The 15,705-nt window shown below is 59.3% G+C and carries 13 protein-coding genes and 2 pseudogenes; 7 read left to right on the top strand and 8 right to left on the bottom strand.

The window, feature by feature from the left end; all coding sequences use genetic code 11:
* Positions 1 to 103: 103 nt before the first annotated feature.
* The gene (locus A7P97_RS00490; protein ID WP_067529885.1) at positions 104 to 898 is read right to left on the bottom strand and encodes a DUF5339 domain-containing protein; all 795 of its coding nucleotides are present in this window, start codon (positions 896 to 898) and stop codon (positions 104 to 106) included.
* Positions 899 to 1,086: 188 nt separating this feature from the next.
* On the opposite strand from A7P97_RS00490, the pseudogene A7P97_RS00485 reads away from it, so the two are divergent.
* Positions 1,087 to 1,806, top strand: a pseudogene (locus A7P97_RS00485) (DUF4198 domain-containing protein).
* A gap of 225 nt (positions 1,807 to 2,031) precedes the next feature.
* On the opposite strand, the pseudogene A7P97_RS10515 reads toward A7P97_RS00485, so the two are convergent.
* Positions 2,032 to 2,232, bottom strand: a pseudogene (locus A7P97_RS10515) (NnrS family protein); the annotation flags it as partial.
* 248 nt (positions 2,233 to 2,480) lie between these two features.
* Complete coding sequence (locus tag A7P97_RS00475) at positions 2,481 to 3,089, bottom strand: nucleoside triphosphate pyrophosphatase (RefSeq protein ID WP_067529883.1); 609 nt, start codon at positions 3,087 to 3,089, stop codon at positions 2,481 to 2,483.
* A 224-nt stretch (positions 3,090 to 3,313) separates the two neighbouring features.
* On the opposite strand from A7P97_RS00475, the gene dnaJ reads away from it, so the two are divergent.
* The gene (gene dnaJ, locus A7P97_RS00470; RefSeq protein ID WP_067529882.1) at positions 3,314 to 4,438 is read left to right on the top strand and encodes a molecular chaperone DnaJ; all 1,125 of its coding nucleotides are present in this window, start codon (positions 3,314 to 3,316) and stop codon (positions 4,436 to 4,438) included.
* On the opposite strand, the gene A7P97_RS09915 is transcribed toward dnaJ, so the two are convergent.
* On the bottom strand, positions 4,435 to 4,581 hold the full coding sequence (locus tag A7P97_RS09915) for a hypothetical protein (RefSeq protein ID WP_156497457.1): 147 nt from the start codon (positions 4,579 to 4,581) through the stop codon (positions 4,435 to 4,437). The genes dnaJ and A7P97_RS09915 overlap by 4 nt on opposite strands.
* A gap of 185 nt (positions 4,582 to 4,766) precedes the next feature.
* Between A7P97_RS09915 and A7P97_RS00465 the strand changes: the two genes are divergently transcribed.
* Entirely contained in the window at positions 4,767 to 5,567 is an 801-nt protein-coding gene (locus A7P97_RS00465) for a class I SAM-dependent methyltransferase (protein WP_067529881.1), read from the top strand.
* A gap of 165 nt (positions 5,568 to 5,732) precedes the next feature.
* Here A7P97_RS00465 and A7P97_RS00460 read toward each other — a convergent pair whose 3' ends face one another.
* Complete coding sequence (locus A7P97_RS00460) at positions 5,733 to 6,536, bottom strand: factor H binding protein domain-containing protein (protein ID WP_067529880.1); 804 nt, start codon at positions 6,534 to 6,536, stop codon at positions 5,733 to 5,735.
* A gap of 385 nt (positions 6,537 to 6,921) precedes the next feature.
* On the opposite strand from A7P97_RS00460, the gene A7P97_RS00455 reads away from it, so the two are divergent.
* Positions 6,922 to 8,361, top strand: coding sequence for a porin family protein (locus A7P97_RS00455; RefSeq protein WP_067529879.1), 1,440 nt, complete (start codon positions 6,922 to 6,924; stop codon positions 8,359 to 8,361).
* 278 nt (positions 8,362 to 8,639) lie between these two features.
* Here A7P97_RS00455 and A7P97_RS00450 read toward each other — a convergent pair whose 3' ends face one another.
* The 3 genes from A7P97_RS00450 to A7P97_RS00440 are packed head-to-tail and all read right to left on the bottom strand — an operon-like array spanning position 8,640 to position 11,658.
* Positions 8,640 to 9,431, bottom strand: a complete 792-nt coding sequence (locus A7P97_RS00450; protein WP_067529878.1) for an SPOR domain-containing protein — start codon at positions 9,429 to 9,431, stop codon at positions 8,640 to 8,642.
* Positions 9,428 to 11,158, bottom strand: a complete 1,731-nt coding sequence (locus A7P97_RS00445; RefSeq protein WP_067529877.1) for a biotin--[acetyl-CoA-carboxylase] ligase — start codon at positions 11,156 to 11,158, stop codon at positions 9,428 to 9,430. The genes A7P97_RS00450 and A7P97_RS00445 overlap by 4 nt, the downstream gene beginning before the upstream one ends.
* A complete protein-coding gene (locus A7P97_RS00440) occupies positions 11,155 to 11,658 on the bottom strand; it encodes an adenylyltransferase/cytidyltransferase family protein (RefSeq protein ID WP_067529876.1) in 504 nt (167 codons plus the stop codon). Before A7P97_RS00440 ends, A7P97_RS00445 begins: the two co-directional genes overlap by 4 nt.
* A 182-nt stretch (positions 11,659 to 11,840) precedes the next feature.
* Between A7P97_RS00440 and A7P97_RS00435 the strand changes: the two genes are divergently transcribed.
* From A7P97_RS00435 to A7P97_RS00425, 3 genes are all read left to right on the top strand, one after another.
* Positions 11,841 to 12,494 carry a cell division ATP-binding protein FtsE gene (locus tag A7P97_RS00435; protein ID WP_067529875.1) on the top strand — a complete coding sequence of 218 codons (654 nt, stop codon included), beginning with the start codon at positions 11,841 to 11,843 and terminating at the stop codon, positions 12,492 to 12,494.
* A complete protein-coding gene (gene ftsX / locus A7P97_RS00430) occupies positions 12,491 to 13,408 on the top strand; it encodes a permease-like cell division protein FtsX (RefSeq protein WP_067529874.1) in 918 nt (305 codons plus the stop codon). Before A7P97_RS00435 ends, ftsX begins: the two co-directional genes overlap by 4 nt.
* A gap of 219 nt (positions 13,409 to 13,627) precedes the next feature.
* Positions 13,628 to 15,655 (top strand): site-specific recombinase, encoded by a 2,028-nt coding sequence (locus A7P97_RS00425; RefSeq protein WP_067529873.1) that lies wholly within the window; start codon positions 13,628 to 13,630, stop codon positions 15,653 to 15,655.
* Positions 15,656 to 15,705 lie beyond the last annotated feature (50 nt).

Here is a 15,705-nt window from a genome sequence, read left to right as displayed (position 1 = left end):
AGCCAGCGCAGTATGCAGTGAATTACCCTAGCTATACGAACTGTGTAAAAGGCTACCTGAAAAGCCAATCAAGCATTTCAGGTAGCCTTTTGAGCATTTTGCTTCAACGCTTATGCGTTGCCGAAGCGGCTTGAGGTTTGGTTTCGGCGGGCTTGGCTGGCGGCGGGTTGGTATTAGCCGGTTTGCTGTCTGCGGCTTTTTGTTCGCAATCCATCTGCTGCACCATTTCTTCAAACTGCCGGCTCACCACTTCACAGCCTTCGGCATCTAATTGCGAGAGGTCGCCGCGTGTGGCTTCTAGCGATTGCAACAGTACATCGGCCTGGCCGTCGGGGGCTTGGCGGAAGCAGGCGCGGGCGCGTTGGAAATAGGTTTCGCACACGGGGTTCATGTGGTCGGCAGTGGTGGGCGGCAGGGCGTGCTCCGGTTCGGGGTTGGCTTCAGCAGCAGTGAGCGGGTCGTCTTCGGTATTGCCGTCCGACACTTCGGGAGTAACCAGCTCAACCGACACAGTAGCTGTTTCGATGCCGGATGCACTGCCTGCGGCCGATGCCGAGGCCTGTGAAGCCGCAGTCTCAGCGGCGGGTGTGGGATGTTTGCGGCTGCCGCCTGCCAAGAGCCCGAAGGCGAGCAGCAGGCAGCCGGCCACTACGGCGGCTACGGCCAACAGCTGCGGTTTTTCACGCACTTGCTGCGGCAGGGTACGCAGTTTTCCCCGCAGTTTCTGCCACTGAGCGCGCAAGTTTCCCCGCCATTTGGATGGCCGGGCGTTCGGCTTAGCTTGCTGTTTTTGCCGCAGGGCTTGCAGTTTTTCCTGCAGCTGCTGCCGGTATCGTTTCCAGTCTGGTTTGCCTTGCATGGTAATGAATGTCGATATGGTAAGGAGGCTGTTGCGCATCTTACACGTAAGCTGTGCTGCTCGGGAAGGGCGGCGACAGGGCTGGGCGATTTTTCCCGAATAGGCGAGCTAATGCCATAGGAAGAGATAAGTGCTTTGGTTATATATATTTTCTAGATGAAATAGTTATGATATAACATCCAATTTGTGCAAACAATCTACAAAGGAGTTTTTATTTTCGCCGTTTATTGTCTACCGTGCTGTTGGCCGGCTTATCAGTGGCCGCGCACGGTCATGAGGTGTGGGTGAATGCTGCGCACACGCATGGCGGCGGGGTGTTGAAGGCCGAACTGAGCTATGGGCACTATCCCGAGTTGGGGCCGATTACTGCCGACCGTTTGTTGCTGTTTCCCAAGCCACTGCAATTGCTCACGCCACAGGGCAAAATCGATTTGATGCGGCGCGGGCAGTATAATTATCAGTTTGAAATGCCGCGTGCGGTGGCAGAACCTGACGCAGATGAAAGATGCCACTTATTGCGAGCAAACCAGTATGTTTGGCAAAGCGGTGGTGAACATGGGGCACGAGAGCGCGAGTAAGGAGCTGATCAGCCGGCTGGTGGGTGATTTGCTGGAGATTGTGCCGCTGCAAAACCCGGCCAACGTGCGCGTGGATAAAGTGTTGCCGGTGCGGGTGTTGTTCCGTGGCGAGCCGCTACCGGATGCTACGGTGGTGGCCACGTTTGATGGCTTCTCCCACCGCGATCCGGTCGATAAATCACACCGCCTCGAACCACAGGCGTTCTCCGCCACCACCCGCGCCGACGGCACGGTGGGCACATCCCGCTGTGCCAAGGCAGCTGGAAAGTGCGTGTGGTGCACAAAACCGATTTCTCCGACCGAACTGTGTGCGATCAGCTGACTGCCTATGCCACGCTAACCTTCGAGATCGGCAGCAGCCATCATTGAGTTGGCGGTTTCAGGTAGCCTGCAACTTAACTTTTTTGCCGTCTACCATCGGTGCGGTCAGCCAATGCAGGAGTACTAAGTGTAGGGCAGCAGCGAGGAGGTAAAAGAGCTACAAGCCGGGCTGGTGGGCTTGCCGGGTGCAGATACATCAGCATCGCCGTGGTGGCCCGCGGCAATGCGGCTGCTGCCATCAGCCAAAACGCCAGCAGCATGGAGGCGTACCCAGGTGCGTGGCTGTTTCGTCCAAGTGGCCACTGCTGTGAGCAGGAAGGCCACCATGATGGCGCTGGTATAGCCCCAAATCATTTCGTGGACGTGCCAGAAATAATTAGGCAGCGCGGCCGTGCTCTGATAGCCGAAGCTTCACAGCAGGATGGAAAGTGTGCCGTAGAGGGCGCCCAGTGGGCAGAAGGGGCGGAAGTCCATGTCCCAACGGGATAGTTTTTGGAAAGCAGATTTATGATCTGTCGATTTTGATTTTGAGGGTAAGGGGCAAACAGGGAAGGCTACTTGAAAAACAGCGGCAGGCTTTCAGGTACAGCTAAAACACTTATTTCTTCCTACTGCGTTGGCTCATCTTGCCGTATTACTCATACTGTCTGCGGCTTACCGCCGCCTTGTATGAAAAAATAATTGTTTCAGCTAATGCTTTAATTATGCTTGTAATGGTTTTTTCAGCTAGCCTCGGCAAACGGCGGCACGGGCTCGCCCAATTGGCGCAGCAGCTGCACGGTTTCAAACACGGGCAGCCCCATCACGCCGCTGAAGCTGCCGGAAAGGTGCGCCACAAACACGCCGCCAATGCCTTGGATGCCGTATGCACCCGCTTTATCCAGCGGTTCGCCGCCGGCAATATAGGCCGCGATTTCCTGCGCGCTCAGTTCTTTAAACCTCACATCGCTGCGTTGTGCCGTTTCCAGCGTTTGGCCGCCGAGCGATACGCATACCGCCGTCCACACTTGGTGTTCGCGCCCGGAAAGGCTTCCCAGCAGCTCGCGGGCGTGCGCCGCATCGCGCGGTTTGCCCAAAATGGCATTGTCCAGCGCCACCACCGTGTCGGCGCTTAACAGCGGTTGCGCCAGGGCAAGGCCGCGTTGCGCCGCCAGCCGGCGTGCTGCTGCGTTTTTCTGCCGAGCCATCCGCGCCACATAATCCGCCACCGCTTCGCCCGGCTGCGCCGTTTCGTCGATTTCCGCCGTCAGCAGCACGGGCCGGAAACCTAATGAAACCAAAATTTCGCGGCGGCGGGGGCTGGCCGAGGCCAGATAGATAGTGTTGGACATGGCGTTTCTTTTCTTTACATAGCTGCGGAAGCCGCTAAGGCTACCTGAAAATTCCGTTTCCCGCGATAGCTAAAACGGGTGAATTTGTGCGGGCGGGGTGGTGCAGCGGATTCACACGCTGCAACGCCGGCGGGTGGAAGCAAAGTTAATCTGCCATAGAGCTTGTTTTTCCCGCTCCTGCCCTAATCTTGCGCGGCAAACCGTTTATTTACCCATTAGCAACCATGAGCGATCAAGACTATTATCAAACCCTCGGCGTCTCCCGCGATGCCTCTGACGACGAAATCAAAAAGGCCTACCGCAAGCTGGCGATGAAATACCATCCCGACCGCAACCCCGATAATAAGGAAGCGGAAGAGAAATTCAAAATCATCCAAAAAGCCTACGAAATCCTTTCCGACCGCGAAAAACGCAGCCGCTACGACCAATTCGGCCAGGCCGGCGTAGACGGCAATGCCGGCGGCTTCGGTGGTTTCGGCGGTGCGGCCGGCTTCGATTTCGGCGATATTTTCAGCCAGATGTTCGGCAGCGGGGGCGGTGCGCGCCAGCAGAACTTCCAAGGCAAAGACCTGCGTTACGATATTGAAATCACGCTGGAAGAAGCCGCAGCCGGCAGCAAAAAACGCATCACCATCCCCTCGCACGAAGAGTGCGACATCTGCCACGGCTCCGGCGCCAAACCCGGCACCTCCGCCACCACCTGTTCCACCTGCCACGGCTCCGGCGTGGTGCACGTGCGCCAGGCCATTTTCCAGTTGCAGCAAACCTGCCCAACCTGCGGCGGCTCCGGCCGCGAAATCAAAGAGCCGTGCGTTAAATGCCATGGTGCAGGCCGCGTGAAGAGCCGCAAAACGCTGGATGTGAACATTCCTGCCGGCATCGAAAACGAGCAGCCCATCCGCCTCGCCGGCGAGGGCGAGCCCGGCTCGCACGGTGCGCCGGCCGGCGATTTGTATGTGGTGGTGCATATCCGCCGCCACGAAATCTTCGAGCGCAACGGCTTGGATCTGCACTGCGAATTGCCCGTGAGCTTCACCATCGCCGCGCTGGGAGGCGAAGTGGAAGTACCCACGCTCAACGGCCGCGTGAAGCTGAATATCCCGAAAGAAACACAAACCGGCCGGCGCATGCGCGTGAAAGGCAAAGGCATGAAGTCGCTGCGCTCTTCCTCTATTGGCGATCTGTATTGCCACATCGTGGTGGAAACTCCGGTCAACCTCACCGAGCGCCAGCGCGAATTGCTGGAAGAGTTTGAAAAAATCTCCACCGGCCTCGACCGCGCCCAAACCCCGCGCCAGAAATCGTTTATGGACAAACTGCGCGATTTGAAAAACGATTTGTTCGACTAAGGCGGCAGCCCGCCGCACAAAAGGCTACCTGAAACCCGATAGGGCGTTTCAGGTAGCCTTTCTTTATTCAGGTAGCCAGCCGCTTGCCGCGAGCACGTTTTTGCAGTATAACCACCCCGCGCCACATAAAACAACACCATCATTCATCGGCGCTTCAAGCCACTTTTCCGTTTTCCCAAACTGCCGCCAGCCGCACCGCATCAGCGCGTGTGGCTGAAACCGCCGCCTGTTTTTCAGGTAGCCTTTCGGAAATCATTTGCGTGGTCATGACACACGCAAGCCCTTTGGCGCGGCAGCCCCGCTCACCGCATCCGCATAGGAGAATCTTATGAAGAAAGACCAAACCGGCCACCATTTCCTTGCCCGCCTCGGCAAAACCCGCCTGCGCCCCGGCGGCCGTTTCGCCACCGAATGGCTGATCAACCAAACCCGCTTCGCCCCCGATACGCAGGTGCTCGAAGTGGCCTGCAATATGGGTACCACTGCTGTGGGGTTGGCGCAGCGCTTCGGCTGCCACATTACCGGCGTGGATTTGGATGAAAACGCATTGAATAAAGCCCGGCAAAATATCCGCGCCGCCGGGCTGGAACACCTGGTGCAGGTGCAGCATGCCAACGCCACCGAGCTGCCCTTCCCCGACAACAGCTTCGATGTCGTCATCAACGAAGCCATGCTCACCATGCTGCCGCTGGCCAACAAAGAAATGGCCGTGGCCGAATACTTCCGCGTGCTCAAGCCCGGCGGCGTGTTGCTCACGCACGATGTGGTGGTGAGCGAGCACAACACCGAAGAGGCCGTGGAACGCCTGCGCGACACTATCCAAGTGAAAGTTACCCCGCTCACCGAAAGCGCCTGGACCGATCTTTTCCGCCGCAGCGGTTTCAGCAGCATCACCACCATCAGCGGCGGCATGACCCTGCTTTCGCCCAAAGGACTGATTTACGACGAAGGCTGGCGGCGCGCCTTCCAAATCGTGAAAAACGCACTCAAGGCCGAAAACCGCGAAACTTTCAAACGCATGTACCGCACCTTCAACGATCCGGCCAAACCCATGGGCTATATTGCTGTGCACAGCTGCAAAGCTGTCGATGCCGTCAGTCCGGGTGCTGTAGGAGTGCAAAACGGTTGAATGCCTTGTGCTATGTCAGATGTAGGAAAGGCTACCGGAAAGTTTTCAGGTAGCCTTTTGCAATTTGCGATGGCTATGTTTTGCCGTTATGGGTTGGCGCGTTTCAGTTGGGAATTTGAGCAAAAAAGCATGAGCAAAACTTGCCAGCTATCGCTTTAAGCAGGGTTAATTCACACGGCTGCCGGAGAAGCCGACTTCCCGATTAACACTGCCGGGAGGGGTGGTAAAGTTATGTGCTTTACCAGCGATTTCGTCGGCATTCGGGCCGAAGATATTGAGATGGTAATTGCCGTTTCCTCGGCGTTGGGATTCGGCAACGCCGGCAATGTTGGAATTATGGCGGTCTAAATTACCGGTGCGCAGGGTGATGTCGCCGAAATCCGGCAGGCCGGTAATTCGGCCGGAGCCCGTACGACCGCCGTAATTGATGCTGTAATCCAACCTGCCGTTGCGTTCATCCGAGCCGGCGAAAGCATGGCCTTGATAACGAACGGTACCGGTGGTTGGCAGTTGGTTTTCTTGAGTAAGCGTGCCTTGGATGCTTCTGATCTGGAATTCGTTTGCTCCTGTCGCCGTGCCATCTGGAGCATAGCGGTTTCTAACGTGCGCACCAACGATAGCGCTATAAGAACGTTTGTACATCTCTAATTGGCCGTCTTCCAAACTACGACCGTTATCTTTCAGTACATAGTGAAAACCGGTTAGCCTGTTTTGCCAGTTATGGCCGATATCCAACGTGCTGTTATTCCTATAATCCCGACCGTCAATATTGATTGTGTCTGCCACCATATTATTACCAGTTCGCAACAATCCGTTACCGTTCTGGTCGTTAATCGCAAGAGAAGTTTTACCATGCGGCTTTGGTGTAAACGGGTCGGTAATCGCATTGGCCAGCGAGTTGCCGGCGCTGCCGCAGCCTCCCAAAGCGAGGGCTGTAATCATGATGTAAAGAGTGTGATGTTTTTTCATGGCGAAATCCTTTCATTTTTCAGGGAACACTGCTTAAAGCAGAGACAGTATAGCACGCCTCTTGGTAGGAAATATGGGTGAATATTAAAATATTTGGAATTTATAGCATGATAGCGACAAGCTTGTTGGTTAATTTTGGCAATTAAGAGTTATGTTCTTTTTTTGGATATAAAGTGCATTAAAGAGGACGTGAATGGTTGAGATAAAGCAGCTAACCTGCTTGAAAACAGAATGGAAATTCGCCATTTTTTCTACAAAACCTACTGTGGAAGAGTGTAATCGTTATAGTTTTCTGTGCTTTACGAATGTTGGTTTAGGTTTGGCGGGCATACTGAATCCGCTATAATCCGCCCGTTTTATGGATTTGCCTCAAGGAAAGCGTTTAATGAGCATACAGAGAAAGCCTTGGCTGGTGGTTGCCTGCCTGCTGCTGTTGCCTTTTCAGGTGGCCTTGGCCGCGCCGCCGGAAGATAGGCTGGCAACCGAGCCAGATACCGGTTTCGACATCACACCTGCTGCCGCGCCGCAGGCAGAAACCCCGCCCACACCCGCCGCGCCGCCCGACAGGCGCCTGCAAATGAGCCGCGAAGAGCTGCTGCAACGCCCCGAGATGCTGCAACAGGCGCTCAGCTATGCCGTGCTCACCCACAATGCCGAAGGCGCGGCGCTGTTGCTGCCGATTTATCTTGAACTGCCCGGGCCGCACGATGCGCTGCTGGTGGCTTTGGCACAGGCGCTGATTGCCCGCGCTGAGGGCGACTACCAACACGCCATCGGCCTCTACCGCGCCGTATTAGCAGCCGACCCCGACATCCCACCCGTGCGCCTTTCGCTGGCGAAGAGCCTGTTTGAAAACCGTGCCGACAAAGATGCGCGGCAAGAGTTCGAACATTTCCGCCAAACCCCCAATCTCGCGCCCGAGCTGCAACAGATTGCCGGGCAATACCTCGAAGCCCTGCGCAAACGCGACCGCTGGAGCTTCGGCGGCAGCGTAAACTTCATCAGCGACAGCAATGTGAACAACGCCAGCCGCGAGCGCGAAATCCGCACCCCGCGCGGTGTGTGGACACTGCCCGAGCCTGAATCCGCTCAAGGCGTCGCCTACCGCCTCAACGCCGATCGCGACTGGAACGTACACGGCAACCTCTACTGGCGGCTCAGTCTCGATGACTACGGCAAATTCTATTGGAACAACCACAAATACGACGACCAAATCGCCCGCTTCAGCAGCGGCCCCGCCTATAAAACCGCCCGTGCCGAAGCCGCCGTTACCCCCTATTACGAACGCCGCTGGTATGGCACACACAAATACTCGCGCGAAGTCGGCGTACGCGCCGAATGGCAATATTGGCTCACCCCGCGCCATAAAATATTGAGCGCGCTTGAAATAGGCGAGCAGCGCCACGACCGCCGCCGCTGGCTCGACGGTGACAGCTACACCGCTTCCGGCACCTGGCTTTTCGTGCGAAGCCCCACCCAATATTTCAGCTTCGGCCTCGACTGGCTGCGCAAAACCGCCGCCGACAACAGTGAATCCTACACCCGCAAAGGCCTGCGCCTGGGCTGGACTCAGCAATGGGGCTGGGGGCTCACCACCTCCGCCCAAATCAGCGCCGGCCACCGCAGCTACGACGCCCCCGACCTATTCCGCATCACCCGCCGTGACCACGAGCTCACCGCCAGCCTAGCGCTCTCTCACCGCAAGCTCCAATTTGCCAGCATTACCCCGCAGCTGGTGGCCACCTGGCAGCGCGTAAACAGCAGCCACTTCTTCTACCCCTACCGCAAAGGCAACGTGTTTATCCAGTTTGGACGTTCGTTTTAGCAGGGCAGGGCGGTGATGGGAAAGGCTACCTGAAAAATTTCAGGTAGCCTCAAAACGGCGGCGCGGGGCAATGTTGCTTTACCGCGCAGCTATTGCAGCTCAGCATTGTTAGGCCAATATTTTAAGTTTCTCGCCTTTTGAATTTAGCTTCGCAGCAACTCGCATTGTTCGTTTGAGCTTTATGGGTCTGATTTGCGTATCTATGCCGCCCTGGTTGCCAATATGCTTAAAGGCTACCTGAAATTTCAGGTAGCCTTTTGCTTATTCGCTCAAATCGTTTATCTACGACAAGGGGCACGGCGTAAGTGGGAGTAGCGGCTGATAACGCTGCTGATACCGGCGGCGGCGTTATCGTCTACGTTCATAAACGTTATCTGCATTTTGGATTCGCCCAATTCGGCAGATTGTTCGCCGCCGCTTGAACCGGTACGGATGATTTGCGGATTGAGGCCGGCTTGGCGGGCTCTGGCAGCGGTTTGCTCGGCCTGCTGTTCGCTGCTAAACGAGCCGAGGCTCATGCGGCCGCCGGCGACGCTGGCGTTGCGGAACCCCTGCGAACGCACTTTGGCGGTGAATTCCTGCACGTCGCCTTCAATGGTTACGCTCACTTGGTAGCGTTCGCTGCCGCGCTGGGGTCGGCCGGAATCGCGGCGGCGCTCCACCACGCGGGTGGCAGCGTGCGGCCAGCGGGCGAGCAGACCTTTGATGCGGTGGTAGTCGTCTTCCGGCAACACGGCCACGGCGGTACAGGCGGTGTTGGGCGCGCGGATACCGCTTTCGGGGGTGGGCTTGGGCTGGGCTTCGCCGGCGGGTTTGGCCGGGGTGTTGGGGCGTCCGGGGGCAGCAGGTGCAGTACGGGGGCGGCCTGCGTCCACCGGCAGCACGGGTGTGGCCGTCTGCGGCGGTGCAGCGTGCTGGGCGGGCGCGGCGTGCACCACTACGGTGGTGGGCTGCGGCTGTTGTGGCTGCACAACGGGCGCGGGCTGCTGTTGTTGCGCCATGCGCGTTACCAGCATCCCGCCGAAGACGATGATGTTTAATGCCACCAAAACAGCAAACAGCCACTTCATGTTTGTGCAGCCCAGTTGAGTAATCCGTGAAGCACAAGATTATCCACAATTTGAATGGGGTTGTCCAAAGCAAATTGTTCAGGTAGCCCTTGTTTTACTTTGGCAGCGCCGCCGCCGGTGATGATCACGGCCACGGTTTGGCCGGGATGTTTCTGCTGCAGGCGGGTGTGCATCAGCAAAACCGCGCCACAAATGGCATCGAGCATGCCGCCGGCCATGGCGTTGGCGGTGGTGGTGCCGAAGGGGTAGGCGCGGCCGGCGGGGCGGTTGAGGTTGGCGGTGTGTTGCGCCATCGCCTCTTTCATCAGGTTGAAGCCGGGCATGATGCTGCCGCCCAAGTAATGATTGTCGGCGGTGAGGGCGTCGATGGTTACGGCGGTGCCGCAGCTCACCACCACGCAGGCGTGTTCGGTGAAGAGGCGGCTGCCGAGGATGTTGAACCAGCGGTCGGCACCGTGCTCGCTCACTCGGCGGTAGTGGTTGCGGATACCCAAAGCCTGCGGCATGGAGCTGAGCCATTCCGGCTCGCGGCCAAGTTGTTCGGCCACGGCTTGCTGTTTGGCTTCACCGCACACTGCCGAGCCGATGATGCGCACGTGTTCGCCGCCGTGCTGCTGCCAGCTGTGGGCAAGCGGCTCGAGATTCCAATAGGCAGCTTTGTCTGCCGCCGTGATGCGTCCGTTTTCCGCCCATGCCCATTTGAGCTTGCTGTTGCCGGCATCGAGCAGCAGCATTTTGCCCTGTTTATCATCGGACGCTGCGGCGTTTTGGTTGTGCAGCGGGCGCAGGCTGATTTCGCCGCTCACCACATGGTGCTCCGTGCCTTCGGAGTCGAGAATCCGCAGCGCACCGCCCTCATCCACGCCCAAGGCCGTGCCTTGCAGCAGGTTTTGCCCATCGCGCAGCAGGCGCACGGGCTGGTTTTGGTCGCGGTGGCAGGCATGGTAACCCGAGAGGAAGGGGGTGAGGCCTTCGCGGTCGAACTGCTCGAAAGTGCTCGCCAGCTCGGGCAGCAGGCGTTCGGTGAGACGGCTCACGGCGATGTGGGGCGCGCTGCCCTGCACGGCTTCTGCATCGGCCACGGCTTTGGGCTGCACGAAATTGATGCCGATGCCGATCACGACAGCGGTTTGGCCGTTGCAGCGCACGGTTTCGGTGAGGATACCGCCGAGCTTTTCGCCACCGATTACCAAATCGTTCGGCCATTTAATCTGCGCGGGCACACCCAAATCGCGCAGCACGCGGCAGCAGGCCAGCACAGCGGCGAGCGTGAGGCCGCCCAATTCGGCGGGCGGGCGGGAAAAGCACCAGCCGGCGCTGAACATCAGGCATTCGCCGATGCGGCTCTGCCAACTGCGCCCCTGGCGGCCGCGGCCTTGGGTTTGATCGTGCACAAACGCGATGCGGCGGTGGATCGGGCTGCCTGCTTTGGCTTGAGCGATGAGGTAGCTGTTGCTGGAGGGGTGTTCGTGCAACAGTTCGGCCTGCCAGCCGGCGGTTGCGGCCTGCTGTTGCAAAAAGGCATTGTCCAAAATCGCCAGGGGGCGCACCAACCGCCAGCGGCCGTCTTGCTGGCGCAGTAAGCCGCGGATGTGCGGCGGCACTTGCTGCCAGAGCGCGTTGAGCTGCGGCGGCTTGCGGCCGATGAGGTGCGCCAGTTCGGTAACGTGGTGCGGCAGGCCGTCTGCCAAGGCGGCCAGCAGCTGCCAGTGCACGGCCTGCATCATGAGCCTTGCTCCGCGGCACGGATTTTGGCCAGGGTTTGGGTGGTGGAAGTTTGGTGCAGGAAGGGGATGGAATACACTTGGCCGCCGCGCGCCAGGGTTTCGGCGGCGCCAACGATGTTTTCAGGTAGCCAGTCGCCGCCTTTCACCAAGATATCGGGGCGTACCAATTCGATGAGTTCGGCCGGGGTGTCGCTGTCGAACCAGGTAACCAAATCCACGCTCGCCAGCGAGGCGGCCACGGCGGCACGGTTGGCCAGCGGGTTGATGGGGCGGTCGCTGCCTTTGCCCAGCCGGCGCACGGAAGCGTCGGTATTGAGTGCGAGCACCATCGCTGCGCCAAGCGCTCGGGCTTGGGCGAGGTAGGTAACGTGGCCGCGATGCAGGATGTCGAAGCAGCCGTTGGTGAACACCAATGGGCGCGGCAGCTCGGCCAATTTCCCGGCCAGCGCCTCGGGCGGGCAGATTTTGCGTTCGAAATCGGGGGTGGACCAGGCAGTCATGGCAGCTCTTCCAAAGTAATAAAGCGCGGATGATACCATTTCTGCGCCGCCGCTTGGTGTTGGGCGGGCGGGAATTGCCGTATAATCCGCAGACTGTTTTCAGGTAGCCTCCCGTTTCAGGTAACCTCAAACGGCGTTTCCTAAAAGGCTACCTGAAACCCATTCACTCCAAACCTCACATCATGATCCGTTTCGAACAAGTTTCCAAAACCTATCCCGGCGGCTTTCACGCCCTGCAAAATGTCAGCTTCAAAATCAGCAAGGGCGAGATGATTTTCGTGGCCGGGCATTCCGGCGCGGGCAAATCCACCGTACTCAAGCTGATTGCCGGCATCACTAAGCCCACCTCCGGCAAAGTGTGGATGAACAACCAAGACCTCGGCACGCTCAACGACAGCCGCCTGGGCTATCTGCGCCAGCACATCGGCCTGGTGTTTCAAGACCACAAAATCCTATTCGACCGCAACGTGCTGCAAAACGTATTGATGCCGCTGCGCATCATCGGCTACGACCGCGCAACCGCCGAAAAACGCGCCCGCATCGCCATTGAAAAAGTAGGCTTGGGCGGGCGCGAAACGGCCGATCCGATTACCCTGTCCGGCGGCGAGCAGCAGCGCCTGTGCATTGCCCGCGCCGTGGTGCACCAGCCCGGCCTCCTGATTGCCGACGAGCCCTCCGCCAACCTCGACCGCGCCTACGCGCTCGACATCATGGAACTCTTCAAAACCTTCCACGAAGCCGGCACCACCATCATCGTGGCCGCCCACGACGAAACCCTGATGGCCGACTACGGCCACCGCATTTTGCGTTTGCAGGAAGGCAGGTTTGCCGCATGAAACACTATCTCTCACTGCATCTGGAAGCCGCGGGGCAGGCCTTTGCCCGCCTCGTGCGCCAGCCCTTGGGCACATTGATGGTGCTGCTGATGCTGGCCGCCGCCATGACCTTGCCGCTGATGCTCTATTTGGGCGTGCAAAGCAGCACCGAAGTGCTCGGCCGGCTCAACCAAGCCCCGCAGATGACGATCTACCTCACGCCCGAAGCCGCCGAGGCCGACATCGCCGCCATCCGCGCCAAGCTGGCGGAAGACAGCCGCATCGAAAAAGCCGAATACGTGAGCAAACAACAGGGCATGGCCGAGCTGCAGCAGGCGTTTCAGGGGCAGGATTTGGTGTCGATGCTCGATGCCAACCCGCTGCCCGATGCCTTCGTGATCACGCCCAAAGACGGCGCCACCCCCGAAGAGCAAACCGCCCTGCGGGCCGATTTGGCCGCATTGCCCAAGGCCGAGAGCGTGCAGATGGATGCCGAATGGATGCAAACCCTGTTCCAAATCAACGAATTCGTGCATCAGGTGTTCCGCTTCTTGGTGATCACGCTGGGCGCGGCGCTGGTGTTGGTGGCGTATAACACCAGCCGCCTGCAAATCCTCAGCCGGCGCGAAGAAATCGAAATCACCAAGCTGTTGGGCGCGCCCGCTTCCTTCATCCGCCGACCCTTTCTCTATCAGGCGTTGTGGCAGGGCGTATTGTCTTCCGCCTTGAGCCTGGTACTGTGCGGCTGGCTGATGCGCAGCACCCGCCCGCTGGTGGACCGCATTTTCAGCCCCTACGGCCTGAACTTGGACTGGCGCTTCTTCCACGGCTGGGAAATGGCTGTGATTATCGCCGTGGTGTGCGGCCTGGGCATGGCTGGTGCCTGGCTGGCCGGCAGCCGGCATTTGCAGGAATTCAAAGCCAAGAGCCATTAATAGCCACAGGCTACCTGAAAGCGCTAAAACCATTTTCAGGTAGCCTGATGCCATACCGATAAAGGCTACCTGAAAAACCAAAGGCTCCGGCAAACCGCAACCCCTTTGGCATAAAGTTTCAGGTAGCCTTTAATCACGCCATGAGGCTATCTGAAAAGGTGGCCGCAGTTTTTCGCACATCCGCTGCCGGCTCTGGCCGGAGCAACAAAAAGGAAACCCATGTTCACACGCAAACCCCGACACACGCTACCTGAAACCATCAGCCGATCCGCCGCCGAAGGCAATGCGCTGGGCGTGTTGCAGGCAGTGGCGACTTGGCTGCGGCAGGGCGGCGCGGCAGGCGCGCCGGTGCGCTTCGGCATCTTGTGCCGCCACTTGCGGCAAGAGGGCGGCGAAGGCAAAACCATCGCCACCCTGTTGTGCCGCTGGCTCTCCAGCGTGCGCGTGTATCCCACCCTGATCACCATCGGCATCTTCTCCCGCTCCGGCTTCGGCCACGAATTCCGCCACCGCCTCTACGAGCGCCTCAACCCCGCCTACAAAGACTGCAACGACCTGCGCGATGTGCTCTCGCTACTGTTTTGCAGCAGCAACGACGGCGCATGGCTCGCCGCCATCCCTCTTTCCGCCTGGCTGCGTCTCCTGAGCACCATCCAGCGGCAAACCGAGCCCGCCGTGCGCGAAATGTGCGGCCGCCACCTGCGCAATGAGAGCCTGTATGCAGTGGAAATGCTCTCCATCTGGGTGGCCGCCGAAGACCTCGATCACGACCTCATCCGCCTCGAGCCCAAACTGCTGGACGTGGATTCGCCATTCGTCGGGCTCATGCGCGAAGTGTCCGACTGGCTCGACTTCCAACGCAGCCGCCAGCCCGGCTCCCGCACCACCTACGATGCCGGCCATTTAGACGTGATGCTGGCGCAATGCCGCACCCTCATCGAACGCCTGCAACGCAAAGGCACCGGCGCCGGTGCCGGCTCTTCCATGGCCGTGGCGCACCTGTTGCAACGCCTCCAGCAAACCCTCACCCGCATGGAGCGGCTCATGGCGCTGTTTGCCGCGCGCACCCGCACCCAAAGCCTGCTTCGCACCCTGCTGTTGGCCAACGAAATCGCCGTGGCCGTGGTGGCGCAGCGGCGCATCCTGCCCCTGTGGCGCAGCAACGTGAAAATGCTCGCCCGCAGCATCAGCCAAAACTCCAGCCGCCACGGCGAACACTACATCACCCGCAACCGCAGCGAATACTGGGGTATGCTGCGCTCCGCAGCCGGCGGCGGCGTGCTCATCGCCCTGATGGCGCTGCTCAAAATCCACATCGGCAGCCTGCCCGGCGGCCACCTCTACCACGCCGTGCTCGCCAGCCTCAACTACGGCATCGGCTTCGTGCTCATCCACATGCTGCACTTCACCGTGGCCACCAAACAGCCCGCCATGACCGCCGCCCGCTTCGCCCAAGCCGTGGAACGCAGCAGCAGCGGCCGCGCCGTAAACCAAAAGCTCGCCCAGCTATTGATTGACGTAATCCGCTCGCAGGGCGTGGCCGTATTCGGCAACGTAGTCATCGCCGTACTGCTCGCCACCTTCATCAGCCACGCCTTCGCCCACCATTTCGGCAGCCCCCTGCTGGATACGGCCACCACCGCCTACCAGCTCAAATCCCTCGCCGTATTCAGCACCCCCGCGCTCTTGTTTGCCGCCATCGCCGGCGTGTGGCTGTTTTGCTCCGGCATCATCGCCGGCTTCTTCGACAACCGTGCCGACTACCTCAACCTCAAACTGCGCCTGCGCGAGCATCCCCTGCTCAAACGCATCCTGCCCGCCGCCTGGCGGCAGCGTTTGGCCGACTACATCCACCACCACTACGGCGCCATCATGGGCAACTTCTGCTTCGGCTGGCTCCTCGGCATGACCGGCTACCTCGGCCACCTCACCGGCCTGCCGCTCGACATCCGCCACGTTGCCTTCTCCTCCGCCAACCTGGGCTACGCCGCCGTGAGCGGCGACATCGGCTTCTTCTCCTTCGCCGCCAATTTATTGATGGTGCTGCTCATCGGCGCAGTGAACCTGCTGGTGAGCTTCTCCATCACCCTATGGGTGGCCCTGCGCTCCCGCGACGCCGTGCTGGACAACCCGCTGCAAATCATCGGCAGTACCATCTCGCTGGTGAAACAAAAACCCAAAAGCCTGTTCTTCCCGCCAATCGACACGCCCGAAGCCGAGAAAAAACCCGCCACGCCGAGCAAATAGCGGCATAGCGGGTAGGGAAGGCTACCTGAAAAAGGTTTGGACCAAGCAGC

Source organism: Eikenella sp. NML070372, assembly GCF_001648415.1.
Taxonomy (GTDB): Bacteria; Pseudomonadota; Gammaproteobacteria; order Burkholderiales; family Neisseriaceae; genus Eikenella; species Eikenella exigua.
Note: the sequence above shows the minus strand (reverse complement) of the source record. Positions and strands in the feature narration are given on the sequence as shown.

Excerpts from the sequence above, each read along its gene's own strand:
- A7P97_RS00490 (WP_067529885.1), bottom strand. The coding sequence starts at position 898 with ATGCGCAACAGCCTCCTTACCATATCGACATTCATTACCATGCAAGGC.
- A7P97_RS00475 (WP_067529883.1), bottom strand. The coding sequence starts at position 3,089 with ATGTCCAACACTATCTATCTGGCCTCGGCCAGCCCCCGCCGCCGCGAA.
- dnaJ (WP_067529882.1), top strand. The coding sequence starts at position 3,314 with ATGAGCGATCAAGACTATTATCAAACCCTCGGCGTCTCCCGCGATGCC.
- A7P97_RS09915 (WP_156497457.1), bottom strand. The coding sequence starts at position 4,581 with ATGATGGTGTTGTTTTATGTGGCGCGGGGTGGTTATACTGCAAAAACG.
- A7P97_RS00465 (WP_067529881.1), top strand. The coding sequence starts at position 4,767 with ATGAAGAAAGACCAAACCGGCCACCATTTCCTTGCCCGCCTCGGCAAA.
- A7P97_RS00460 (WP_067529880.1), bottom strand. The coding sequence starts at position 6,536 with ATGAAAAAACATCACACTCTTTACATCATGATTACAGCCCTCGCTTTG.
- A7P97_RS00455 (WP_067529879.1), top strand. The coding sequence starts at position 6,922 with ATGAGCATACAGAGAAAGCCTTGGCTGGTGGTTGCCTGCCTGCTGCTG.
- A7P97_RS00450 (WP_067529878.1), bottom strand. The coding sequence starts at position 9,431 with ATGAAGTGGCTGTTTGCTGTTTTGGTGGCATTAAACATCATCGTCTTC.
- A7P97_RS00445 (WP_067529877.1), bottom strand. The coding sequence starts at position 11,158 with ATGATGCAGGCCGTGCACTGGCAGCTGCTGGCCGCCTTGGCAGACGGC.
- A7P97_RS00440 (WP_067529876.1), bottom strand. The coding sequence starts at position 11,658 with ATGACTGCCTGGTCCACCCCCGATTTCGAACGCAAAATCTGCCCGCCC.
- A7P97_RS00435 (WP_067529875.1), top strand. The coding sequence starts at position 11,841 with ATGATCCGTTTCGAACAAGTTTCCAAAACCTATCCCGGCGGCTTTCAC.
- ftsX (WP_067529874.1), top strand. The coding sequence starts at position 12,491 with ATGAAACACTATCTCTCACTGCATCTGGAAGCCGCGGGGCAGGCCTTT.
- A7P97_RS00425 (WP_067529873.1), top strand. The coding sequence starts at position 13,628 with ATGTTCACACGCAAACCCCGACACACGCTACCTGAAACCATCAGCCGA.